The sequence below is a fragment of the Streptomyces sp. NPDC057428 genome (genome assembly GCF_042803195.1).
Lineage (GTDB): Bacteria > Actinomycetota > Actinomycetes > Streptomycetales > Streptomycetaceae > Streptomyces.
On sequence record NZ_JBHVCT010000041.1, the window covers coordinates 23,401 to 45,642 of the forward strand.

20 protein-coding genes, 6 pseudogenes and 1 riboswitch are annotated in these 22,242 nt (G+C 68.1%); of the genes and pseudogenes, 10 read left to right on the forward strand and 16 right to left on the reverse strand.

Going from position 1 to position 22,242, the window contains the following annotated elements; genetic code table 11:
- Positions 1–321: 321 nt before the first annotated feature.
- A pseudogene (locus ACFU5K_RS17780) lies at positions 322–727 on the reverse strand (adenylate kinase family protein); the annotation flags it as partial.
- Positions 728–843: 116 nt separating this feature from the next.
- On the opposite strand from ACFU5K_RS17780, the gene ACFU5K_RS17785 reads away from it, so the two are divergent.
- Positions 844–2,223: a serine hydrolase domain-containing protein gene (locus tag ACFU5K_RS17785; RefSeq protein ID WP_384062291.1), complete on the forward strand. Its 1,380-nt coding sequence runs from the start codon at positions 844–846 to the stop codon at positions 2,221–2,223.
- Positions 2,224–2,369: 146 nt separating this feature from the next.
- On the opposite strand, the gene ACFU5K_RS17790 is transcribed toward ACFU5K_RS17785, so the two are convergent.
- The 3 genes from ACFU5K_RS17790 to ACFU5K_RS17800 all read right to left on the reverse strand — a co-directional run bounded on the left by ACFU5K_RS17790 (position 2,370) and on the right by ACFU5K_RS17800 (position 4,652).
- The gene (locus ACFU5K_RS17790; RefSeq protein WP_384062294.1) at positions 2,370–3,533 is read right to left on the reverse strand and encodes a winged helix DNA-binding domain-containing protein; all 1,164 of its coding nucleotides are present in this window, start codon (positions 3,531–3,533) and stop codon (positions 2,370–2,372) included.
- Positions 3,534–3,577: 44 nt separating this feature from the next.
- Complete coding sequence (locus ACFU5K_RS17795; RefSeq protein ID WP_384062297.1) at positions 3,578–4,030, reverse strand: GNAT family N-acetyltransferase; 453 nt, start codon at positions 4,028–4,030, stop codon at positions 3,578–3,580.
- Positions 4,031–4,193: 163 nt separating this feature from the next.
- Complete coding sequence (locus ACFU5K_RS17800; RefSeq protein ID WP_384062299.1) at positions 4,194–4,652, reverse strand: MarR family winged helix-turn-helix transcriptional regulator; 459 nt, start codon at positions 4,650–4,652, stop codon at positions 4,194–4,196.
- A gap of 139 nt (positions 4,653–4,791) precedes the next feature.
- Between ACFU5K_RS17800 and ACFU5K_RS17805 the strand changes: the two genes are divergently transcribed.
- Positions 4,792–6,036 (forward strand): MFS transporter, encoded by a 1,245-nt coding sequence (locus ACFU5K_RS17805; RefSeq protein ID WP_384062302.1) that lies wholly within the window; start codon positions 4,792–4,794, stop codon positions 6,034–6,036.
- Here the strand turns inward: ACFU5K_RS17805 and ACFU5K_RS17810 are convergent.
- The 5 genes and pseudogenes from ACFU5K_RS17810 to ACFU5K_RS17830 form a co-directional block, all read right to left on the reverse strand.
- Positions 5,936–6,167, reverse strand: a pseudogene (locus tag ACFU5K_RS17810) (DUF2269 domain-containing protein); the annotation flags it as partial. The gene ACFU5K_RS17805 and the pseudogene ACFU5K_RS17810 overlap by 101 nt on opposite strands.
- Positions 6,168–6,431: 264 nt before the next feature.
- Positions 6,432–6,911 (reverse strand): NUDIX domain-containing protein, encoded by a 480-nt coding sequence (locus ACFU5K_RS17815; RefSeq protein WP_384062305.1) that lies wholly within the window; start codon positions 6,909–6,911, stop codon positions 6,432–6,434.
- Between the two features lie 52 nt (positions 6,912–6,963).
- Positions 6,964–7,864: pseudogene (locus tag ACFU5K_RS17820) on the reverse strand (LysR family transcriptional regulator).
- A gap of 254 nt (positions 7,865–8,118) precedes the next feature.
- A complete protein-coding gene (locus tag ACFU5K_RS17825) occupies positions 8,119–9,240 on the reverse strand; it encodes a cystathionine gamma-lyase (RefSeq protein WP_384062307.1) in 1,122 nt (373 codons plus the stop codon).
- Between the two features lie 84 nt (positions 9,241–9,324).
- The gene (locus tag ACFU5K_RS17830; RefSeq protein WP_384062310.1) at positions 9,325–9,702 is read right to left on the reverse strand and encodes a phage holin family protein; all 378 of its coding nucleotides are present in this window, start codon (positions 9,700–9,702) and stop codon (positions 9,325–9,327) included.
- A 78-nt stretch (positions 9,703–9,780) separates the two neighbouring features.
- Between ACFU5K_RS17830 and ACFU5K_RS17835 the strand changes: the two genes are divergently transcribed.
- The 4 genes from ACFU5K_RS17835 to ACFU5K_RS17850 all read left to right on the forward strand — a co-directional run bounded on the left by ACFU5K_RS17835 (position 9,781) and on the right by ACFU5K_RS17850 (position 12,111).
- Positions 9,781–10,098 carry a cupin domain-containing protein gene (locus ACFU5K_RS17835; RefSeq protein ID WP_384062313.1) on the forward strand — a complete coding sequence of 106 codons (318 nt, stop codon included), beginning with the start codon at positions 9,781–9,783 and terminating at the stop codon, positions 10,096–10,098.
- 178 nt (positions 10,099–10,276) lie between these two features.
- Positions 10,277–10,486 carry a DUF5326 family protein gene (locus ACFU5K_RS17840; protein WP_327122296.1) on the forward strand — a complete coding sequence of 70 codons (210 nt, stop codon included), beginning with the start codon at positions 10,277–10,279 and terminating at the stop codon, positions 10,484–10,486.
- Between the two features lie 318 nt (positions 10,487–10,804).
- Positions 10,805–11,572 carry an IclR family transcriptional regulator gene (locus ACFU5K_RS17845; protein ID WP_384062316.1) on the forward strand — a complete coding sequence of 256 codons (768 nt, stop codon included), beginning with the start codon at positions 10,805–10,807 and terminating at the stop codon, positions 11,570–11,572.
- Positions 11,573–11,673: 101 nt separating this feature from the next.
- Positions 11,674–12,111, forward strand: coding sequence for an SsgA family sporulation/cell division regulator (locus ACFU5K_RS17850; RefSeq protein WP_327116726.1), 438 nt, complete (start codon positions 11,674–11,676; stop codon positions 12,109–12,111).
- 66 nt (positions 12,112–12,177) lie between these two features.
- On the opposite strand, the gene ACFU5K_RS17855 is transcribed toward ACFU5K_RS17850, so the two are convergent.
- Positions 12,178–13,533 (reverse strand): YibE/F family protein, encoded by a 1,356-nt coding sequence (locus ACFU5K_RS17855; protein WP_384062319.1) that lies wholly within the window; start codon positions 13,531–13,533, stop codon positions 12,178–12,180.
- Between the two features lie 71 nt (positions 13,534–13,604).
- Positions 13,605–13,737, forward strand: a riboswitch (TPP riboswitch).
- Between ACFU5K_RS17855 and thiC the strand changes: the two genes are divergently transcribed.
- Positions 13,730–15,556 carry a phosphomethylpyrimidine synthase ThiC gene (gene thiC, locus ACFU5K_RS17860; protein ID WP_384062321.1) on the forward strand — a complete coding sequence of 609 codons (1,827 nt, stop codon included), beginning with the start codon at positions 13,730–13,732 and terminating at the stop codon, positions 15,554–15,556. (Overlaps the previous riboswitch by 8 nt.)
- Before the next feature lie 178 nt (positions 15,557–15,734).
- On the opposite strand, the pseudogene ACFU5K_RS17865 reads toward thiC, so the two are convergent.
- The 3 genes and pseudogenes from ACFU5K_RS17865 to ACFU5K_RS17875 form a co-directional block, all read right to left on the reverse strand.
- Positions 15,735–16,412: pseudogene (locus ACFU5K_RS17865) on the reverse strand (enoyl-[acyl-carrier-protein] reductase FabV); the annotation flags it as partial.
- Between the two features lie 20 nt (positions 16,413–16,432).
- Positions 16,433–16,639, reverse strand: coding sequence for a hypothetical protein (locus ACFU5K_RS17870; protein WP_384062324.1), 207 nt, complete (start codon positions 16,637–16,639; stop codon positions 16,433–16,435).
- Positions 16,640–16,728: 89 nt separating this feature from the next.
- Positions 16,729–16,875: pseudogene (locus tag ACFU5K_RS17875) on the reverse strand (transcriptional regulator); the annotation flags it as partial.
- A gap of 6 nt (positions 16,876–16,881) precedes the next feature.
- On the opposite strand from ACFU5K_RS17875, the pseudogene ACFU5K_RS17880 reads away from it, so the two are divergent.
- Positions 16,882–17,397 (forward strand): annotated as a pseudogene (locus ACFU5K_RS17880) (replication initiator); the annotation flags it as partial.
- A gap of 144 nt (positions 17,398–17,541) precedes the next feature.
- On the opposite strand, the gene ACFU5K_RS17885 reads toward ACFU5K_RS17880, so the two are convergent.
- The gene (locus tag ACFU5K_RS17885) at positions 17,542–19,059 is read right to left on the reverse strand and encodes a recombinase family protein (protein WP_384062327.1); all 1,518 of its coding nucleotides are present in this window, start codon (positions 19,057–19,059) and stop codon (positions 17,542–17,544) included.
- A 114-nt stretch (positions 19,060–19,173) separates the two neighbouring features.
- Here ACFU5K_RS17885 and ACFU5K_RS17890 point away from each other — a divergent pair, with 114 nt between their 5' ends.
- Together ACFU5K_RS17890 and ACFU5K_RS17895 are read left to right on the forward strand one after the other, a co-directional pair.
- On the forward strand, positions 19,174–19,302 hold the full coding sequence (locus ACFU5K_RS17890) for a hypothetical protein (RefSeq protein WP_384062357.1): 129 nt from the start codon (positions 19,174–19,176) through the stop codon (positions 19,300–19,302).
- Positions 19,303–19,657: 355 nt separating this feature from the next.
- On the forward strand, positions 19,658–20,011 hold the full coding sequence (locus tag ACFU5K_RS17895; protein ID WP_384062329.1) for a DUF805 domain-containing protein: 354 nt from the start codon (positions 19,658–19,660) through the stop codon (positions 20,009–20,011).
- A 132-nt stretch (positions 20,012–20,143) separates the two neighbouring features.
- On the opposite strand, the gene ACFU5K_RS17900 is transcribed toward ACFU5K_RS17895, so the two are convergent.
- The gene (locus tag ACFU5K_RS17900) at positions 20,144–20,965 is read right to left on the reverse strand and encodes a hypothetical protein (protein ID WP_384062332.1); all 822 of its coding nucleotides are present in this window, start codon (positions 20,963–20,965) and stop codon (positions 20,144–20,146) included.
- A gap of 179 nt (positions 20,966–21,144) precedes the next feature.
- Complete coding sequence (locus ACFU5K_RS17905) at positions 21,145–22,197, reverse strand: metallophosphoesterase (RefSeq protein WP_384062334.1); 1,053 nt, start codon at positions 22,195–22,197, stop codon at positions 21,145–21,147.
- Positions 22,198–22,242 lie beyond the last annotated feature (45 nt).

Here is a 22,242-nt window from a genome sequence, read left to right on the forward strand (position 1 = left end):
ACGGCCGTGAGACAGAACGCTGGCCAACCCGGGTGAGACACCGCTAAGACCTGCAGGTCACAGCGTCGCGTTATGACACCGAAAGCGAGAACCTACAGTCTGCGTGCAGTTCCTGGTGGGCCGCGCCGCTCCCGGAGCTGACCGCATGGCCTTCACACCTGGGACGCGACGCCGTGGACCTCCCTGCCGTGGCAGCCGGTCTTCGTTTCCGGGACAGCACGGGCGTCGAGTGGCGGCCCTGGGCGGACTCGTCGGTCGACTCGCCCGGTCGGCCGGCGGCCCTCATCCGGGGCGGCAGCCCCGCACCTCTCCGTGCGAAGGTCAACAGCCCGACGCGCCTGAGGCGTTGTCCTGGCCCCGGCCGATCGCGACGAGCGCGGTCCAGGACCTCCTGGACCTGACCGAAGGCCGGGATCGTGGCCACCAGACCCTGGGCCCGGTAGTGGTCGACGACCGGGTGCGTCGCGCTGCGATAGACCTTCAGCCGTTTGCGAACGGTCGTCTCGCGGTCGTCATCACGCTGGTACAGCTCACCGCCGCATACGTCGCAGGCTCCCGCCGCTTCAGGTGGGCTGCACTCGATGTGGAAGATGTGTTCGTGGTTCCGACGGCACAGCCGCCTTCCCACGATCCGCCTGACCACCTCGGCCTCGGGAAGCTCCAGGTCGAGCACGGCGTCCAACCTCGACTCCGAGCCGGTCAGGATGCCGTCCAGCGCCTTGGCCTGAACAAGACTGTCGCAACGACCACGGGAACGCAAGGTGCTCCGAGGGTTCGGACCCGGTGCTTCCGGCGGCCGGAAGACGGTTCGTCAGCTGAGCGCGGTACGGGCCATTCTTGGGCATGACCTCTTCCGAATCCCTGCTCCCCAGCACTCGACGTGCACTGCTCCATCGTGTGGCCACCGCGCAGACCGAAGGGCGGACACCTTCGCTCGTCGCCGCGGTACAGAGAGACGGCCGGATCGCCTGGAGCGGTGCCCGGAGCTGTGTGGAGGGCCATGCCCCTGACGGCGATACGCAGTTCCGGATCGGCTCCATCACCAAGACGTTCACCGCTGTGCTGGTGATGCGCCTGCGTGACGAGGGCGTGCTCGAGCTGGACGATCCTCTGGAGAAGCACCTTCCCGGTACGGAGGCGGGCCACGTGACCGTATTCCAACTACTCGGACACAGCGCGGGCCTGGGGGCCGAGACTCCCGCTCCATGGTGGGAGAGGACGCCGGGGGACACCCGGCCGGGACTGGCCGACGTGCTGGGTGAGAAGCCGTTGATGCACCCGGCCGGTCATGGCCATCACTATTCCAACCCCGGTTACACGCTTCTCGGTTCGCTCGTCGAGAAGCTTCGCGGAGAGCCCTGGGCCGACGTGCTGCGCCGCGAGGTCCTGGAGCCCTTGGGAATGGACCGCACGAGCCCTGAGGCCCGGTCCCCGCACGCCGGTGGCTGGGCGGTCCACCCGTGGGCGGACGTCATGCTGCCCGAGCCGGCCGAGGATCTCGGGCTCATGGCTCCCGCCGGACAGCTCTGGTCGACGACCACCGACCTTCTGCGTTTCGCTTCGCTCATGGTTCACGGCGACGACCGTGTGCTGAGTGCCTCCTCGGTGGAGGAGATGCGTGCCCCGGCCGCGCCGTCGGAGGCGGGCGACTGGGCGGCCACCTACGGACTCGGTCTGCAGGCCGTACGAAGGAGCGAGCGCACGCTGCTCGGCCATTCGGGATCGCTGCCGGGCTTCGTCGCCGCTCTGTGGTTCAGCGTCGAGGACGATGTCGCTGCGGTGGTGCTCTCCAACGCCACCTCCGGTCCGCTTACGGGCTCGATCGCCGCGGACCTCCTGCAGATCGTCGCGGACGCGGAGCCCAGAATTCCGGAGCCGTGGCGCCCGCTCCCCGAGTTCGACGAAGAACTGCTCGCGCTGACGGGCACCTGGCACTGGGGTACTCACGTCTACGGCCTGAAGCTGCTGGCCGACCGAGGCCTGGAACTCCAGCCACTGCGCGGGCCCGGCCGCTCGGCCCGGTTCCGGGCGTGCCCCGATGGGACCTGGACCGGCCTGAACGGCTACTACGCGGGGGAGACGCTCAGGATCGTGCGCGCGGCCGACGGCACGGTCGATCACCTGGACCTCGGGTCGTTCGCCTTCACCCGGGAACCGTACGACCGGGGCGCGGACGTTCCCGGCGGCGTGGACGAAGGGGGCTGGCGGGGGCTCGCCACCTGAGAGCCGTGGCCGGCGTTTCACGTGAACCGCCGGCCACCCCGCCCTCGGCCCTTGTGCATACCGCCCTCGACCTCCGGACTGACCGTAGCTGGACTCGTGCCGCGCTTTCGGAGCACGTGCGGGAGGTGTTCGGGCGGACGGGAGTATCAGGCCGTCAGCTCACGTTCCAGCGGCGTACGGAAGCGTGGAGTGATCCTGGCCGCGCCCGCCCACGCCGACAGCCGGGCTGCCTCTGCCTCGACGAGTCGGGAGGCCTCCTCGCCCACGTCGGACACGAGCCGCCACACCAGCTCACCGTCCGCACGCTGGGCCCAGCCGCCCACCACCGTGCCGTTCCACCACACCGTCGGGCCGGCGTTGCCGGCTCGGTCGAACAGCGCGGCACGATGACCGGCCGGCAGATGGAAGCCGCGGTCGGCCCACCCCATCGCACTCGGATCCAGGCCGGGCAGCAGGGCCGCCCAAGGTTCCGGTGGCGTCTCCGGAGCGTGATCACCCCGGGCGACCAGGCCGACGGCCCCGCTGTCGAGCAGCACCTCCTGCGCACCTGCGGCGGCCAGGGCCGCACGCGTCTCGCGGAGGCCCCAGCCGGCCCACCACTTCAGGTCCCCTTCGGTCGCCGGACCGTACGAGCGGAGCCAGCGCCTGGCCAACTCCGCCCGCGCCGCGGCGGGCTCCGACGCCGGCCACGGCTCGGCGGCCGTCCAGCGGAACTGGCTCGATGTCCAGGAACCGCGCGGCCGGTCGCGTCGGATCCGGCCGTCCGCGGCGAGCACCCTGATGACGCGCGAGGCGACTCCCTGCACCGCCTCCTGCTTCGTACCAGGGAAGACTGTGATCTTCGTACGCAGAGCCGGTACCGCAGCGGAGAGCTCACTTCCCGTCGCCTGCCCCCGGGCGGCCAGAGCGGCGAGCGTCTCGTTCTCGGTATCGGCGAGCCACCGCTCTCCCAGGCCGTTGCCGTCCTCCCGTAGATGCTTGAGCAGCTTGAGCCGCTCCTTGGCTGCCACTGCGCGGGCGTTCGACGCGTCGACGACGGGTGCGAGGTCCGTGGAGACGGTGAACAGGGTGTTCCGCATGGAGAGCAGGCGGACCAGCGAGACGTCCTCGTAGAGCGCTCGCTCCACGACGGTGCTCCCCGGCTCCGACAGGCGCGCGCACACCGAGAGGTGGAGCGTCGCGGCGTCGGTCGCGTGCAGCGCCACCAAGGCGTCGGCCACCTCCACGACCGAGTGGGTGCGCTCGGACGGAGCCAGTAGATGGCGTCGCCCCAGCCTGCTCCTGCGCTGCTCGTCGTCGATGCGGTACATGCGCCTGCCCTCTTGTGGTCCGGAGCTTCCCGGGGCCTACGTGTTCACAGTGCGAGCTTGAACCCCACATGGCTCGCTGTGAAGCCGAGCCGCTCGTAGAAGCGGTGGGCGTCAAGTCGCGTGGCATCAGACGTCAGCTGTACCAGTTGGCATTCCTGGCGCCTGGATTCGTCGACCGCCCACTGGATCAGCTGGGTGCCGAGGCCGCTGCCCCGCTCGTCGGCGTGGACGCGGACACCTTCGATGAGGGAACGGGTGGCCCCGCGTCGCGAGAGCCCGGGAATGACCGTGAGCTGCAGTGTCCCCACGACACGCCCTTCGCGCACGGCCACGACCAGATGCTGGTTCGGGTCGTCGGCGAGCCGCTGGAACGCGGCATGGTACGGGGCGAGGTCGTCCGGGGACTCGCGCCGCGCCCCCAGCGGGTCGTCGGCCAGCATGGCCACGACGGCCGGGATGTCCGTGGGCGCGGCAGGGCGTATGTCGAGATCGCTCATGATCGGCAGAGTACGCAACTCGCCGGCCCGGGAAAAAAGCTTTGTACGACACGGGTTACGGGAGGGACCCCTCGGACCGTTGAGCCCGGGCGGGCGTCTGCGGCGGCGGTCGGTCGGCGGGCACGCAACTCCGGGGTGGGCCACACCTTGCACGCGTCGAGCTTCAGGCAGGCACCTTGAGTGCTTCGACCGTGCGGACGAGTGGCGCGAGCTCCGGGTTCTCGCCGGCCTCGTCCAGAGCGGCGCGCAGCGCGATGTCGTTGGTGGGCCTGGCCTCGCCCAGAAGTGTGAGACCCGCTTCCGTGACATCCGTGTAGATGCCCCGGCGGTCCGTGTCGCAGAGATACCGCGTGAGCAGACCGCGGTCCTCGAGTCGGGTGACCAGCCGGGTGGTGGCGCTCTGGCTGAGCACCACGGCGTCGGCCACCTGCTTCATCTGCAGATGGCCCCCCGTGCCGCTGTGCTGGCGGCTGAGGACGTCGAGCAGCGAGAACTCTCGCGCACTGAGGTCGTGGTGGGACTGCAGCGCCCGCTCGATGCGTGCCTCGATCTTTCCGTGGAGCAGGGAGAGAGCGCACCAGTTCTGGGCCAGGGCCGTCAGTGCGGGATCGGTCGCTGTCATGGGTCTTCCCTCCGTGCGGGAGCTGGTTGCCTCCAGGATAGGGCACATCCGCAATAGCCCGTGCTTGCATTTAGTCAGCGTCTGCAATTATTGTGAGCGCCCGTAAGGCGCTTATGCAATCTTTTGGAAGGTGGCACGCATGCCGCTTGCACTCCTCGCCCTTGCCATGGGGGCATTCGGTATCGGGACCACGGAGTTCGTGATCATTGGACTCCTCCCTGATGTCGCGGCGGACTTCCAGGTCTCGATCCCGACAGCCGGCTTTCTCGTCACGGGTTATGCCCTGGGTGTCGTTCTCGGTGCTCCGCTGATGACGGTCCTGGGCACCCGGGTGTCCCGTAAGCGCATGCTGATGATCCTTATGGGGCTGTTCATCGTGGGCAACGTGGTCTCCGCGCTCGCTCCTGTTCTCGGCGTGATGCTCGCCGGACGGGTGATCGCCTCGCTCGCACACGGAGCCTTCTTCGGTATCGGATCCGTTGTCGCCGCCGATCTGGTCGCCCCGCAGAAGAAGGCCGGCGCCATCGCCCTGATGTTCACCGGGCTCACCGTCGCCAATGTCGTCGGTGTGCCGCTGGGGACCTACATCGGGCAGAACTTCGGCTGGCGACTCACGTTCCTGGTCGTCGCCGGACTGGGAGTTCTCGGGCTGGCCGGCGTCGCCAAGCTGGTCCCCGAGCAGCCGAAGCCCCAGGGTGTCCGGCTCCGGCACGAGCTGGCCGCGTTCCGTAACGTCCAGGTACTGCTCGCCATGGCAATGACGGTTCTCGGCTTCGGCGGGGTGTTCGCGGCGATCACCTACATCACGCCGATGATGACGGAGACCGCCGGTTACGCGACGTCGTCCGTCACCTGGCTGCTGGTTCTCTTCGGGCTCGGGATGGTCGGCGGCAACCTTCTCGGGGGCAAGTTCGCGGACCGCCACCTGATGCCCATGTTGTATGTGTCGCTCGGTGCGCTCGCCGTGGTTCTGGCCCTGTTCACCCTGACCGCGCACAACAAGATCGCGGCAGCGATCACCATCGTCCTCATCGGAGGCCTGGGCTTCGCGACCGTCCCACCGCTGCAGAAGAGGGTTCTCGACCAGGCCGCGGGTGCGCCCACCCTGGCCTCGGCTGTCAACATCGGAGCCTTCAATCTGGGGAACGCGCTATCGGCATGGCTCGGGGGCATCGTCATCGCCGCCGGCTTCGGTTACACCGCCCCCAACTGGGTCGGTGCCGTGCTCGCGGCCTCGGCCCTTCTCCTGGCCGTGTTCTCCGGCACGCTGGAGCGCCGCACGGTCAGCCGGGCCCCCCTGGCCGCCGACCGGGCTCCCGGGACAGCCGCAGGAGCCGGCCACGGCGGGTCGGTCCCCACGGCTTCAGCACCGATATCGCGGTGATGAAGATGTACGTGGCCGTGGCCACCGAGGGTGCGATGACGGTCGATGCCGGTCGCACCCCGGGCCGCGGCCTCGATGCCGGGGCGGAGCGAGAAGACCGACAGTCCCGTTGCGGCGAGCGTCAGCCAGAACCACGGTCACCGCTACATGGAGGACGAGAGTGGCTCGGCGTGCGGGACGCTTGAGTGGTTTCACGTGAAACACGGCCCCAAGCGCCGGACGCGGGGTCATCCGGCAGCGGGAGTATCCGTCCCTACTGGCCTCGGCGTACACGGCGCGCTCCACCCGCGCCGTGCACTCGGATCGCATCAGGCTCCACCCGCGCCGCACGCTTCGACGGTTCACGGCCGCACCCGTGCCACGCCCCGATCGTGCTCGGGCCAGGGAGATGCAGCTCAGCCCAGGTCGGGGGCGTGCAGGGCTCGTACCCCCTCGATGTTGCCGTCCAGGTAGTGGCGCAACGAAAGTGGCACCAGGTGCACCGCCGCGATGCCGACGCGGCTGAAGGGAACCCGCACGATCTCGTACTCCCCGCAGGGCTCCTCGATCTCCGGGCCGTGACGGAGCGAGGTGTCCATCGACGCCAGGCGGCAGACGAAGAAGTGCTGCACCTTCACGCCTTTGACGCCATCGCCGACGATGTGCTCGACGGTGTCGACGAAACACGGCACCACATCGACGACCTTGGCGCCGAGCTCCTCGTCGATCTCACGGTGGAGCGCCTCGACGACGGTGGAGTCCTCCGGCTCGACTCCGCCCCCGGGCGTGACCCAGTACGGATCGACCCCGGGTTTGGTCCGCTTGATGAGGATCAGGTCATCGCCGTCGAGCAGGACGGCTCGGGCTGTGCGCTTGACCACAGGACGTTCGGTCATGGCAAGAGAGTGGCCCAGGAAGGCCGATCTGAAACTCCTGTCGGCATACCGGTCACCAGTCCACGGCAGCACGCACCAGCCACTCGTGCGCCCGCGCAATGTGGGGGAGGCCGAGTGTGCCGGTCCTCGCGATGAGGAAATAGGTGCGGAGCGGGGGTACCGCGGGGTCGAGCAGCGCGACTATCTCGCCCCGCTCCAAGGCGCTCTCACAGAGGTAGCGGGGCAGCACCGCGAGACCGCTCCCGGCCGCGGCGCACTCCAGCACGGCACGCAGGTCGGGAACGATGACGGCGGCGGAGGCAGCCGGACGACTGTCGAAGACGGTTGCCCAGTAGCGCGAGACCAGAGGGAGGCTCTCGTGCACCTCGACGACCGGGAGCTGCTCCAGCAGGACGGGTCCTTTGTGCTTCAGGGCTCCGGGCCCGAGCCGCCCGGCCCAGCGTGGCGCCGCGATCAGCACGTGCTCCTCGTCGCAGAGCGTCGTGGAGGTCAGCTGCCCACCACGAGGCCGGGCCGTCGCGATGGCCAGATCGTGGTGTCCGGCAGCCAGTCCTTCCAGCGCTTCCTCGCTGTTCGCGAGGAATGTGCCGCGCAACGCGAGTCCCTGGGAGACCAGCCGGGCCAGGGCCGGCATGGCCCGTAGCGAGGTGAACTCCGGGGGCCCGTCAGATGCAGCGTCCGCACGCCCGCCTCGTCGTCCAGGCCCGCCTCGACTATGTCCATCAGCGCGTCCAGGTGGGGAGCGGCCCGGCCCGGTGGGCGAGCTCGTCGCCCACGGTGGTCGGGGTCACCCAGCGGGCCTTGCGCAGGAAGAGAGGGCGGCCCAGTTGTCGTTCCAGCGAGCGGATCTGCGAGGTGACAGCGGGCTGGGACAGGCCGAGCAGTGCCGCGGCACGGGTGAACGAGCCGGCCCGGTGAACCGTGACGAACGTACGCAGCAACGCCAGATCCATGGTCCGCCCCCTCGCCCGTCCGATCCGTCTGCCCGACCATCACAACCATAGATATGTCGATAGGGCGCTGCCGCTACTGTGATTGGACACTGACGCACGGTCAACTAGCCTTGTCCAGGCGGTTCTTTGCGCAGGAACCGGGGTGGTCCGAGTCACGAGGGGGGAGACTCGGACCGCTCGTCCGCAGCAGGACCGGTCCGGTGGACGGGGACGCCCAGTCCCGGACCGGTCCTGCAGGACCATCGGGCGGACGCTCAGTGCGAGGCCGCGTCCAGCGCGCTCTGCACGTCGGCGATCAGATCCGCGGGATCCTCGGCGCCGACGGAGAACCGTACGAAGCCCGCCGCCACGGCGTCCCCGCCCCAGCGGGCCCGGCGCTCCGCGGTGGAGCGGACGCCGCCGAAACTGGTCGCGTCGTCGACCAGCCGCAGGGCGGCCAGGAAGCGCTCCGCGGTCCGTTCGTCCGCCAGCTCGAAGGAGACGACCGACCCGAAGCGCCTCATCTGCCGCACGGCGGTCGGGTAGGACGGGTCGCCGGGAAGTCCCGGGTAGCGCAGTCCCGTCACGTCCGCGCGCGCGGAGAGCGCCTCGGCCAGGGTGAGAGCGGTCGCGCACTGCCGGTCGATCCGCAGCTGCAGCGTGGCCAGCGACCGGTGTGCGAGCCAGGCCTCCATCGGACCGGGGATCGCGCCGACCACCTTGCGCCAGCGCCGTACCTCCGCGGCGAGCTGCGGGTCCCGGCAGGTCACGTGGCCGAGCAGGATGTCCCCGTGACCGGTCATGCCCTTCGTGTCGCTGGCCACCGAGAAGTCCGCCCCCAGCTCCATGGGCCGCTGGCCCAGCGGCGTGGCGAGCGTGTTGTCGACCGCGACCAGCACGTCCGCCGCGTGGGCCGCCTCGACCAGCCTGCGCACGTCACAGACGTCGAGTCCCGGATTGGACGGCGTCTCGAGCCACAGCAGCTTGGCCCCCTCCAGGAGCTCCAGCTGGGCGTCACCGCCGGTCGGCGCCGTCCGGACCTCGACGCCGTACGCCTCGAGCTGTTGCCTCACGAGAGGGAGCGCCTGGTAGCCGTCGTCTGGCAGGACCACCACGTCGCCCGTGCGCGCCTGGGACAGCAGGACGGCCGAGACGGCAGCCATGCCGGAGGCGAAGACGGTGGTCTCGACCCGCTCCCCCGGGGCCTCCAGGTCTCCGATGGCCCGTTCGAGATGGGTCCAGGTCGGATTCGTCTCCCGGCCGTACGTGTAGGGACCGACGGGCTCTCCGGACAGGTGGAAGTGCGCGGCGAAGACAGGACCCGGAAGTGTGGGCTCGTACTGCTCCGGCTCTGGCAGGCCCGCTCGTACGGCCCGTGTTCCGTCGTCCATGCTCATGCTCGTTCCTCTGTTCTCCCCGGCGTCCACCGGTGTCCACCGGTCCGCTCCGCTCCGCTCCGCACTGTGCCACCAGGCGACGGCTCAGTCCTCGTCGGGGAGGACGACGTTGAGCGCCCAGGACACGACCGAGATGATCAGGCCGCCGAGGACCGCGGTCCAGAAGCCCTCGACATGGAAGTTCAGATCGACGACATCGGCCAGCCATGAGGTCAGCATCAGCATGAGGGCGTTGACGACCAGAGTGATCAGCCCGAGCGTCAGGATGAACAGGGGCAGGGTGAGCAGCGTCACCACCGGCTTGACGATGAAGTTCAGCAGGCCGAAGAGCAGGGCGACCAATATCAGTGTGAGTACCTTGCGCCCGGTGCTGTCGCCGGTCAGCGTGATGTCCTGGAGCAGCCAGATGGCCACGGCCAGCGCACCCGCGTTGGCGATCGTCTTGACTACGAAATGCTTCATGTGTCTGATCGTGGCAGACGTGATCTGTGGCGGGCACAGGCCGGACGGACGAGTACGGGTACGAGGGGCGGACGCGCGATGAAGGCATTCAGACTGGACGAGCTGGAGGCGGAACGAGCCGCCAATGACGGGGCCTACCTGCAGTTCGTCCGGGAACCCAACATGTCCGTGGGCCTCTACGCCCTGGACGCCGGAGCGCTCGACCCCCAGCAGCCGCACAAACAGGACGAGGTGTACCTCGTCGTGAGCGGTCGCGCCTCCATCACCGTCGGCACGGAGACGACACAGGTGGGGAGGGGGAGCGTGGTGTACGTACCGGCCGGGACCGCCCACAAGTTCCACCACATCACCGAGGATCTCCGTGTGATGGTGGTGTTCTCGCCTCCGGAGGGCTGAACGGCACCCCGTTCGGAGGCTCTCCCGGCCACATCCCCCCGGGACGCGTCCTTGCCGCCGCCGGGATTCCCTAGGGGATCGTTCAGGGGACTCCAAGGGCTCCCGGCCCCCCGTCGTCCACCCCCGCGCCTCTAGCATCGAGGCAGGAACTCACAGAGACGAGGTAGCGGCGATGGCGGTGCGGGAGATTTTCGCGGGAATGCCCTGGTGGGTGAAGTGGGTCGCGGTGCCTCTCATCGCGATCGTCGTGTTCGGGGGCCTGATCGCCAGCGTCATCGGATTCGTCATCGGTCTGCTGTTCAAGGCGCTGGTCTTCGTCGTCCTGGTGGGTGGCCTGATCTTCGTCGTACGGAAGTTCATGGCGTCGTCCTCGCGCAGCGACTGGTAGAAGGTCCACGGCGGCCGGAGGGGAGTTCTTCGCGCGGCCGGCGGTCGCCGGACAGGTGGCTTGGCCGGAGGGCGGCCGGTGGCCATGGATTCGGGCGTTAGCCCAGCGGAGCTAAGTCCAGGACGAAAACCTTCCCGTGGCGGGTCGTGCCGATACAGTGACGTACCGCTGCCGCCAGCTGGGAAATGACGGCTCGTTACCATCCTGCCCAGTGGTTTGTGCGACCGTCCGGTCTCAGGACCCCAGTTTCGCGGCGGGCCCGTGGGGGCGGCCCCCACGGGAGGGCTGACGGCCCGTCACCATGCCTGGGGGCGACCTGTGACCACGGCATCGAGCACCGCTGTTCCGACGTTGATCGGTTCGGTTCAGCGGGCGTTGCGACTTATGGAGGCTGTGGGCACCCATCGGGACGGGGCGCCGGCCAAGCAGCTCGCCAGGGAGGCCGGGCTTCCCCTCCCCACCGCCTATCACCTGCTGCGCACCCTGACCCACGAGGGCTACCTCCGCCGGGAGAACGGCGTCTTCCTCTTCGGCGCGGCCGCCGAGCGGCTGGGCGGCGGCCCCGCTACCCCGCGTCCTGGGGTGATCGTCGACTCCCTCGCGCACTGGGCGGAGGTCATCGGTGCCCCCGTGTACTGCGCCCTGTACCGCGAGGGCGAGATCGAGATGATCGCGGTGGCCGATTCGCCTTCCGCCCCCGCGGTGCGGGAGTGGGTCGCGTTTCGTGAGGCCGGTCACGCCCACGCGATCGGGCAGTGCCTGCTGGGCCAGCTCGACGAGCGTGCGCGCGAGGACCATCTCGACCGGTATCCCGTCAGACCGCTGACGCGTTACTCGGTACGGGACCGTCAGACGCTCCTGGCCCGGCTCAGGGCGATGAAGCGTTCGGAACCGGTCGTCGAGCGCCAGGAGTACGCCATCGGAACGGTGTGCGCGGCCATCCCGATCACCGTCGGATCCGCCGTGGCTGCGATGGCTGTATCTCTCCCCCTACAGGAAGAGGAACGGTTGCTCGCTGCAATCGAACAACTACGCTGCGAAGTGACAGCGCTCTTGCGCTCGTTCGTGTTCTCTATCAGTATCTGAAAAATCACTCCTTGTGATCTGCTAGCGCGTGCACCACGATGGCGTCAATAGGGCCATGGGGGATCATTCCTGGCCAGATTCATCTACTGCGGGGTTGAACGATGCGCGAGTCGGTTCAAGCAGAGGTCATGATGAGCTTCCTCGTCTCCGAGGAGCTTTCCTTCCGTATTCCGGTGGAGCTGCGGTACGAGGTCAGCGATCCGTATGCGATCCGGATGACCTTCCACCTGCCCGGTGACGCCCCCGTCACCTGGGCTTTCGGCCGTGAGCTGCTGCTCGACGGTCTCAACAGCCCCAGCGGTGACGGCGATGTGCACATCGGCCCCACCGAGCCCGAAGGGCTCTCGGACGTACACATCCGGTTGCAGGTCGGCGCCGACCGCGCACTCTTCCGGGCCGGCACGGCACCTCTTGTGGCCTTCCTCGACCGGACGGACAAGCTGGTGCCATTGGGACAGGAGCACACGCTGAGTGACTTCGACGGCAATCTGGAAGAGGCTCTGGGCCGCATCCTGGCGAAGGAACAGAACGCGGGCTGAGCGCAGAAGCCCGGCAGGGCCATCGAACACCGGCCGCCAGGGGGCCGCGTGTCCCCTGCCCCCGGATCACACCTTACGGCGCCGTCCCCTGCCGGTCCGCGCGGAGGCCGGAGCTCCGGCCTCCGCGCCGAGTTCCGTGCGGTCCGCGGAGACCACCAGGGCCGCGAGCACCGTCGTCACCGGCACCGAGGCGACCAGACCGATCGAGCCGACCAGCGTCCGGACGATCTCCTCTGCGACCAGTTCGCTGTTGGCCACGGTGCCCACACTGCTCTGCGCGATCGAGAAGAGGAGGAGCAGGGGAAGGGCCGCGCCCGCATAGGCGAGTACGAGGGTGTTGACGACCGAGGCGATGTGGTCGCGTCCGATCCTGATACCCGCGCGGTAGAGCTGGCGCACGCCCATCGTGGGGTCCGCCTGGTGCAGTTCCCACACTGCGGATGTCTGCGTGACGGTCACATCGTCGAGCACGCCGAGCGAACCGATGATCACACCGGCCAAGAGCAGGCCGCTCATGTCGATGCCCGGGTACAGGCCGTGGATGAGGCCGGTGTTGTCATCCGTGTTGCCGGACAGGTGCGCCCAGCCGATGAAGAGCGAACCGAGCAGCCCGATCAGCATCAGCGAGATGAGGGTGCCGATGACGGCCACCGACGTACGGGCCGTCAGGCCGTGGCAGGTGTAGAGGGCGATCAGCATGATGGCGCTGGCCCCGATCACGGCGACGACGAGCGGATTCGAGCCCTGCAGGATCGCCGGCAGGATGAACAGCGTCAGCACCGCGAACGAGACGGCGAGCGCGATCAGCGCCATCAGGCCGCGCAGCCTCCCCACCACGACCACCGCGAGGGCGAAGATCCCCGCCAGCAGGGCCATGGGGACCGTACGGTCCACGTCCGTCACGGAGTACTGGAGATCGCGCGGCGCGTCGGGTGCGAAGGCCACTACAACGCCCTGGCCCTCCTCAAGTTGACGGGTGGCGTCGGGCTGGATGATCTCGACGAACCTGCGGCCCCTGTCCTCTCCGGTCGTCACTTCGACCGTGGCTTTCCTGCACTGCCCCGACTGCCCGGCGACCGCCTCCCTGCCCGAGGGCGTGGAGGTGTCTCCGGTCGGGGGCACCTGCGAGGCGTTGACGTCCGCGCAGTCGACCCTGACGACCTCGACGACCGTGCCCTCCTGGGTCTGCCGGTCGAAGCCGACACCCGTGCGTTCGTGGGCGGGTGCTCCGCCCGGCCAGAACGCGACGAGGCCGACCAGGACAGCTGTGGCGAAGGGGATCACCACAGCCGCGATGACCTTCCGCAGGTGCTTCGAGACGGGCGCGGCGGGACCGTGGCTGTGCGTGTGGCCGTGGGCATGACTCTGCGTGCTGCCTGACGCGGGGGCGTGCGGTTCGGGAGCGCTTCGGGGGGACGTCACACGCCGATCATCCCAAGAACGGAGGAGGCCCTCTGGCCAGCACGCCAGCCGGGCCGCTAGCGTGGGGGCACATTTGCACACGCGGGAGCTCGGAGCACCGGGCTGAGAGGGCGCTGACCTCCGTATATCCGTACGGGACAGCTGCGCCGACCGCCGAACCTGTTACCGGGTAATGCCGGCGTAGGGAGTAGGTCTCATGACCACAGCGGACGCACGCAAGCCTGCCTCGGAGCGGAACGCGCAGCATGCGCAGAATGCCGAGAAAACGGAGAACACCGAGGCCGGAAAGTCCATCGGCTGGCACAAAGGGTACGTCCAGGGCTCACGCCCGGACCTCCGGGTGCCGGTCCGTCAGGTGCACCTCACCAACGGCAAGGACGTGACGCTGTACGACACGTCCGGGCCGTACACCGACCCCACCACCGAAACCGACGTCCGCCGCGGCCTCGCCCCCCTCCGCGAGAACTGGATCATCGCGCGGGGCGACACCGAGGAGTACGCGGGCCGCCCCGCGCGTCCCGAGGACGACGGGCTCAAGCACACCTCACCACGCGGTGGTCTGCGCAATCTCGACGCGGTCTTCCCCGGCCGCCCGCGACAGCCCAGGCGGAGCCGTGACGGCAGTCCTGTCACCCAACTCGCCTACGCGCGGCGGGGTGAGATCACTCCGGAGATGGAGTACGTCGCGATCCGCGAGAACGTCGCCCCTGAGGTCGTGCGGGACGAGATCGCGGCAGGCCGGGCCGTACTGCCGGCCAACGTCAACCATCCGGAGATCGAGCCGATGATCATCGGCAAGCGGTTCCTCGTGAAGGTCAACGCGAACATCGGCAACTCCGCGGTCACCTCCTCCATCGAGGAGGAGGTGGACAAGATGACCTGGGCCACGAAGTGGGGGGCCGACACGGTCATGGACCTCTCCACCGGGCGCAACATCCACACGACCCGCGAATGGGTCCTGCGCAACTCCCCCGTTCCGATCGGCACCGTCCCGCTCTACCAGGCCCTCGAAAAGGTGGACGGCCGGGCTGAGGAACTGACCTGGGAGATCTACAAGGACACGGTCATCGAACAGGCCGAGCAGGGCGTCGACTACATGACGGTGCACGCCGGTGTCCGCCTGCCGTACGTTCCCCTGACGGCCCGCCGTAAGACCGGCATCGTCTCCCGCGGTGGCTCGATCATGGCGGCCTGGTGCCTGGCACACCACAAGGAATCGTTCCTCTACGAGCACTTCGAGGACCTCTGCGAGATCCTCGCGGCGTACGACGTGACGTACTCCCTCGGTGACGGCCTGCGGCCCGGTTGCATCGCCGATGCCAACGACGAGGCGCAGTTCGCGGAGCTCCGGACGCTGGGTGAACTCAACACCGTGGCGAAGCGGTTCGGCGTGCAGACCATGATCGAGGGTCCGGGTCACGTCCCCATGCACAAGATCAAAGAGAACATCGACCTCCAGCAGGAGATCTGCGAGGAGGCCCCGTTCTACACGCTCGGCCCGCTGACCACCGATGTGGCGCCGGCGTACGACCACATCACCTCGGGCATCGGAGCGGCGATGATCGCGTGGTGGGGGACGGCGATGCTCTGCTACGTCACGCCCAAGGAGCACCTGGGGCTTCCGAACCGGGACGACGTGAAGACCGGTGTCATCACCTACAGGATCGCGGCCCACGCGGCGGACCTGGCCAAGGGGCATCCGGGTGCCCAGGAGTGGGACGACGCACTGTCGGACGCCCGGTTCGAGTTCCGCTGGGAGGACCAGTTCAACCTGGCTCTCGACCCCGACACCGCACGGGAGTTCCACGACGAGACGCTGCCGGCCGAGCCGGCGAAGACCGCCCACTTCTGCTCCATGTGCGGGCCGAAGTTCTGCTCGATGAAGATTAGTAGAAGCATCACAGAACAATTCGCCCCGGATCTCGCTGTGACCAGCGACGCTGAAGCTCAAGCGGGGATGCTCGCCAAGTCGAAGGAGTTCGCAGAGGCAGGCCATCGCGTGTACCTGCCAATTGCAGACTGATCTTCTGACATCTCAGCGTCCCCCTGCATACGTGGGGACGCTGAGACCCGTTCCGCTGCGCTCTGCTCGTGGTATGGACGCAGTCGGCGATCGTTACCTAGGGCTGTCAAGTAAACCTGCTGATGGGATACAGATAGTGCCCGTTTTACGACGCGATCGGGGGCGTTCGTGGCGCGGGTCAGATGGTGAGAGTGGGCCAGGGGACGTCGGTTTCGATGGCGGCGGTGTAGTCGATGCCGGGGACAGAGAAGCCGTAGAGGCGGCGGACTTCGTCGCTGAACCAGTCGAGTTCGGCGAGTTCGGTGATGGTTTCGCTGGCGGCGGTGCTCCAGCGTTCGGCGACGGCGTTCTGCACGGCGGGGTCGAGTTCCCAGGTGTCGAGGCGGACCCGGCCCTCGTCGTCGAGGTCGAGAGGGCGGGCGCCGGTCAGCTGATCCCACAGCTCCACCAGTTGACCGATCGGGGCCACCATGGCATCGCCGAGGACGCCACGCAGCAGCCCGACGTACAAGGCGATTCCGGGGATGGCGGTGGAGGACTGGGTGACGGCAACGGCGTTGACCGAGGTCACGGCCCGACCGCCCAGGGTCTTGCCGAGGCGCTCGTCCAACGTGCGTGCGGTGGCTTCCAGATGGGACTTTGCGGCGCCGATGGTGCCCTGCCGGTAGATCGCCGCGGTGAGCGGCGAGCCGATGTAGGACAGGGCGACGGTGGCGAAGCCGTCGGCGAGCAGGGACCGGTCGGCCAGGAACGTGATCCACCGTTCCCAGTCGGTGCCGCCCATCACCGCCACGGTCTGCTCGATGTCGTCGCCCTCGGCCGGCGCCGTGGTGACCTCCTTCACCTCCGGGGCACCGTGCTACTTCTCCAGAGTGGTCATGACCGCCTCGGCCTGGTGCCGTGCGGGTGCTCCCTGATCTCGACGTTCATGTCCGAGACCTTCGACATGTCTCCTGCGGACCGCGCCGTGTCCCGCGCCTTGGCCAGCGCGTTGCACACATCGCACCCCGGCACCGGTGGCGGGTCCGTGACGAGTCTCAGCGGCCGTTCGACCGGCGGACCGGGATGGGTGGGGTTCTTCATGGCCTCGACCCCCTCGTTTCGTCGTAGGACAAAACGCTAGAGACGAGCGGCGTCTCCATGCGCAGAAGTTCCACAAGGTTCCACACCGATCACTCCAATGAGGTGATGGCATCGGTGATCAGCGCACGGGCCTCCGCTCCGTACACTGCGAGCCGTGTGAACTCACGGAAGGCTTTCGCGTACTGCGCCACCTCGCTGGGGGCCGTCACGTTCACCCGTGCGGTGAGCAGTTCCGCTTCCGGTCCGGCACCGTCGACCGCTCGCTTGTCTGCCATCCCTGCTCGGGACGCGGCTACACGAGTGGTCCGGACGGCTTCCGCGACCTGTGCACCGACTGCGACGGCACCGGCCAGGCTGAACCCTTCGCCGATCAGCGCGTCCAGCGCCACGTACGCCAGATGATCCGCACCGCCTGGATCCTGGGTCACCTGCCGGAACTCGCCGAACTCAAGCTCTGGAAATGGGCCCACATGCTCGGCTTCCGCGGCCACTTCTCCACTAAATCCCGCGCCTACTCCACCACCCTCGGCGCGCTCCGCGACGTACGCCGAGCCTGGCGCACTGCCCAAGCCCAAGCCCGTGCCGGCCTCCCGGACCCGGACGAAGACACCACCCTCATCACCGAATCCGCCTGGGCCTACCTCGCCTCCGGCTACCGCCCCGGAGAAGAACTCCTCGCCGCCCAAACCCGCCACAACATCACCGAAGCCCGCGACCAAGCAGAACGCGTTAAGACAGAAGGAGAGGTCTGGCAGTGACTACTGTGGCTGAGCCCCACGCCCGGACCTCGATGACGTGCGAGGAAGACGCCGTTGACCGATGGATTGAACGGTGTCTGAGCGATGCGCCGCCTCTGGGTGACGCACAGCTCCACCGGATCGGGGAGATCCTTGGTGTCTCTCTCACTCGGAAGAGCGCCACACCGGTTTGAGCTGGTTTACATCGAATGGCTTCCGGCCTTTTCCGCCGGGCTCCGCGATGATGGCGTGCAAGGCGCCCTTGATCATCTCGCGCCTCTGGGTGAGCGTCTTTCCCTGCCACTCGACATCTATGTCGGACGTGGCCGCCTCGGCTGCCACGACCAACGCCAGATGACTGGCCTCGTCGGCGCGCAGCTCCTTCACGAGCGCGTCCAGCGCGGGGAGGTTTCGGAAGAACGTCTCGTCATCGATCTGGCCCGTCTGCCACCGCTGCTCCAACGCCTTCCGCCTGCGAAGGGCAGCCTCTAGTTCGTCGCCCCTCGTCCAGTCGGGGACATCCTTGGCTGCGGCTGCCGCGTCTTTCTTGAGCTTTGCTCGGACCAGTCGCTCTATGTGCTTGTCGGTCTCGTCGCCGCGCTTGTACGTCTTGTTGCATCCACCATCGACGGTTTTCTTACACATGTAGGCGTGCCGGTAGGTGAGCCAGTCGTTCGACTTGATGCCGATCATCTTGTTGTTGCAGGCGCTCCCGTCGTCCGCGACGCTGCCGCACCGGAGGATGCCGGTGAGCAGGTACTTGTGAACGAGACCGCCTCGCGGCTGTCCGGTTCCGCGTCCCCGTGCTCGGATCGTGGAGACCACTGCGAACCACTCCTTGGGAGTGACCACGGCTTGCCACTCGCCGACGATGGGTTGCCCGTCTTCACCGCGGACCAGCTCGCCCTTGATCTCGCGGTATCCGCAGAGCCGGGCGTTCAGCAGCACCTGCTTCACGGTCGCGTACTGGAAGGCGTTACCTCTGCTGGTGAGGAACTTCGCCTCCTTCCACTGCGTCGTGATCTCACTCACCGACGCTCCCGCCACCACGTCCTTGACGGCCTTGCGAATGGCGGCCGCTTCCGCCGGGCGTAGCGTGATCTTGTCGTCGTCCCAGCCGAACGGGCGCCATGCGGAAACCGACTGGCCTCGGATCGCGCGGTTGTGGTGACTGCTCCGGCTGCGGCGTTGCTTCTTCCTCGTCTCGGCGAGTGACATCGCGACACCTACCAGGCCCTTGACCTCGAACCCTTCGGCATACAGGTCCTGGAGTCCGTTGGAGTCGTAGTACACCCGCTCCGGCTGGACCGTGAAGGCGCGGAGATAGCGTTCCCAGTCACCTGGGCGTCGGTACAGCCGGTCATCGTTGATCGCCATGACGCCGTGGACCGGGTACCCCTCCGGCGTGCGCCCCGTGGTCAAGTCCACCAGCATCTGCTCGAAGTCGTCACGAATGACTTCCTCTTTGCTGGCGCTCTTGTCGTTGTCCGTATATCGGTAGACGACCAGCCAGCCGAGTCCTTTCGCCTTCGCGGCCAGCTCGCGGTGCTGGTCCTCGATGCCGTGGGCATCCTTGGCGCGTCCGTCGAAGGAGATTCGTGCGTAGCAGACGACGCACTTGAGAGATGGGTCGGCCGCAAGCGTTGCCTGGACTTCGGCCACTGACGGCAGGTCGGCTGGCACCCCTCGAAGCCTGTTGACTACTTCATCCCGTGTGGCCACGGTGCCCCCTTGCTGCTGCCTTCGGCTCGTTTGCTGGCAATTTAACATGTCGTGTTTCTGGTTAAGTTGTGTTCGATGAAGATCCCGCACGACATCTGGCGGGAGCACGGGGACCAGCAGGCCGAGATCGAGGCGGGGATGGCGGAGAAGTCCAAGGAGTTCGCCGCGGCCGGCAACAGGGTCTATCTGCCGCTCGCGGACTGAGCCGGACCCCGGGGCCCGGCGGACCTTTCCGCCGGGCCCACGCGCCCGCGCCCGGCCGCACCATCATCCGGGGAAATCCGGGCTCTCGACGGTGCCGTCGGGCTGCTCATCAGGTTGTGCGTATAGGTGCCGAAAGGTGTTCTCTGTGGCCGATTTACGCTACTGGGTACCTTCATGACGCCGTTTCAGTATGTGTTCGGAGTCGATAAGGACACGGTAATGCGGCAGGTAGATGTACGTTTCGGCGGAAGTTCGCCTGTGCTTGACCGTGTACTTATCTGTGCCTTACGTTCCGCTGTGCTTGGCCGAAAAAATGTGCGTCCCGAACGGGGGACGCCAGGGGAGGGAAAGCACAATGAACTGGTACCTGGCAGTGCTCAAGAACTACGCGGGCTTCAGCGGGCGTGCACGCCGCAAGGAGTACTGGATGTACACGCTGTTCAACTTCATCGCGGCAGCGGTGCTGGTGGCGCTCGGCGCGGTCATCGACTCGCAGATCCCTTACTTCATCTACATCGTCGCCGTGCTCGTCCCGACCCTGGCCGTCTTCGTCCGTCGTCTGCACGACACGGGCCGGTCCGGCTGGTGGCTCCTGCTCGGGTTCGTCCCCTTCGGCGGCATCGTCCTGCTCGTCTTCGCGTGCCTCGAGGGTACGGGTGAGGTCAACGAGTACGGTGCCAACCCGAAGCTGGCCCCGCAGGCCGTCTGAACTTCGCGGACGACGGGTCGCACCGGCTGAGCCGGGTACCCGCACAGCAGTTGAGAGGCCGGGGCGGCAGCGAGCCGCCCCGGCCTCTGCCGTGTGCGCCCGGGTGGCCTCACGGAGCCGCCCGGTGCCGGATCACTCCGGCCGGTGTTCAGGCCCGCCGAAGTCGGGGCTGGTGAAGTCCGGGCTCGTGAAGGTGGGGCGTGGGCCCGCTGACGGGCCGTCCTCGGGCCCGGCGAAGTCCGGTCTGCTGTAGCCGATCTTCGGCATGCGGTGGACCGAGCGGTGCGGTGTACGGGCGGCGGCGCCCGCGGTCGGGTCGGCCAGCGCGTCCCGCAGGAAGGGAAGGATGCCGCGCTCCAGGAGGGCGTGGCGCCAGGCCTCCCTGGCACGTGCCACCTCCTCGGGCAGCTCCTCCTCGTCGTCCACGGCGGGCAGCGCGGTGGCGCCGTTGCGCAGTGCGGTGACGAGCAGCCCGATCGCGGCGGCGAGGACGGCGAAGGCCGCGACGGCCGCGAAGAACCAGCCCGCCGCGACCATCGGGCCGGCGAAGGCGGCGGAGCTGACCGCCTTCAACAGGTAGCCGACCAGCAGGAAGATGAGCGCTGCCGTACCCGCGAGGACGGGGGCCAGGACCGCTATCACCGCGAGGGTTCCCGCGCCCTCGGGGTGTGCTTCGTCCGCGGCGGGTCCGAGGACGGTGCCGGTGTCCGCCGGTTCGACGGGGCCGCGCAGTTCGCCGCGGACCTTGACGTAGTGGTCGTACTCGGCGGCGGCCGCGTCGGTGATCAGAGCCGTGGCGTTGAACGCCATCGTCCGGAGCTGTTCCGTGTTGAGGCGGTCGCCGACCCCGTCCAGGTCGGGGCGTTCGTGAGCATGACGCAGCGCGTCGGCAAGGATCCGCTCGTATTCGGGGCGGTCCTCGGCCAGCAGGTGCGGAGCGCTATTCATGTGCATCCCCCGATGCTCCGTAGGGCCTGATCGTCGCGTGGGCCGGGCGATCGGGCGGAAACGGAGGAGAGCCTGCTACTGATACGCCGATGGTAGAGCGCGTACGGCGTGTGGTGACAGAGGGTTTCCGGAAATGGCCCGGTCGCCGACGGTGTCAGGTGGTGGCGCGTCTGCCCCGCGAAGCGTCAGTCGTCCAGAGGGAGTTGCACGACCAGTAGCTTTCCGGCCATGGTCACGCCGCCGTCCATGGCGATGGCCAGACCTTCCGCGTAGACGTGCGGCCCTTCGACCACCGGGCGGGCCACCTCCTCGCCGTCCTCCGACCCGACCTCGCCGAGCAGGTACGGAATGGGACTGTGGCCATGGACGACGCGTCGGCCGCCGTACGTCGTCATGAGGTCCCGGACGGCCTGAGACCCGCCCTCGTCACGGAAGGCGAAGCGCTTGGTCAGCTTGCGGAAGAGGTCCCAGCACTCGTCCGCGTCGTTCCGCGTGAGAATGGCGTGCACGGTGTCGTTGACGTCCTCGATGGTGGAGCCGTAGTCGAGGTACGCCGTCGTGTCGGAGTGCATCAGCAGGTGCCCGTCCTCCTCGACGACCGCGTCGAGCCGGGCCATCCACTGGAGATGGACGTCCTGGAGCCGCTCCATGTCCGTCTTCTGGCCGCCGTTGAGCAGCCAGGCGGCCTGGAAGGTCGCGGTGCCCGCGCCGGAGTTCACCGGAGTGCCGCCGAACCTCTTGGCGCCGATCAGCAGCAGTTCGTGGTTGCCCATGAGGGCCTTGCAGTACCCGCCCGCCGCGGCGGCCTCCGCGGAGAGGCGCATGACGAGGTCGATGACGCCGATCCCGTCCGGGCCGCGGTCCGTGAAGTCACCGAGGAACCACAGCCGTGCGTTTCCTGCCGCCCACCGGCCGTCGGCGTCGACCAGGCCCTGCTCGCCGAGAGCTGCCACGAGCTCGTCCAGGTAACCGTGGACGTCGCCGACGACGAACAGGGGACCGAGTCCCGTGTCGGAGGCCGGGCGGGCGTCCGGAACGGCCTGGGCCTGGAAGGTGTCGCCACGGTTGATCACGGGAAGATCGCGCTCGGTGGGGGTGTACCCCTCCGGTGGTTCGTCGCCCACCATGGCGCTACCGGGATGCGGCAGAGGCGCCTGCGCCTGTGCATACGGCGGTACGCGGAAGTCGCGCAACGTCGCTGTCCGCACCACGGGTTCCTGACCGGCCCCCTGAGTCATCGACCCCTCCACCACCGTCGCGCCGCCGTACACCTGACGGGCCCT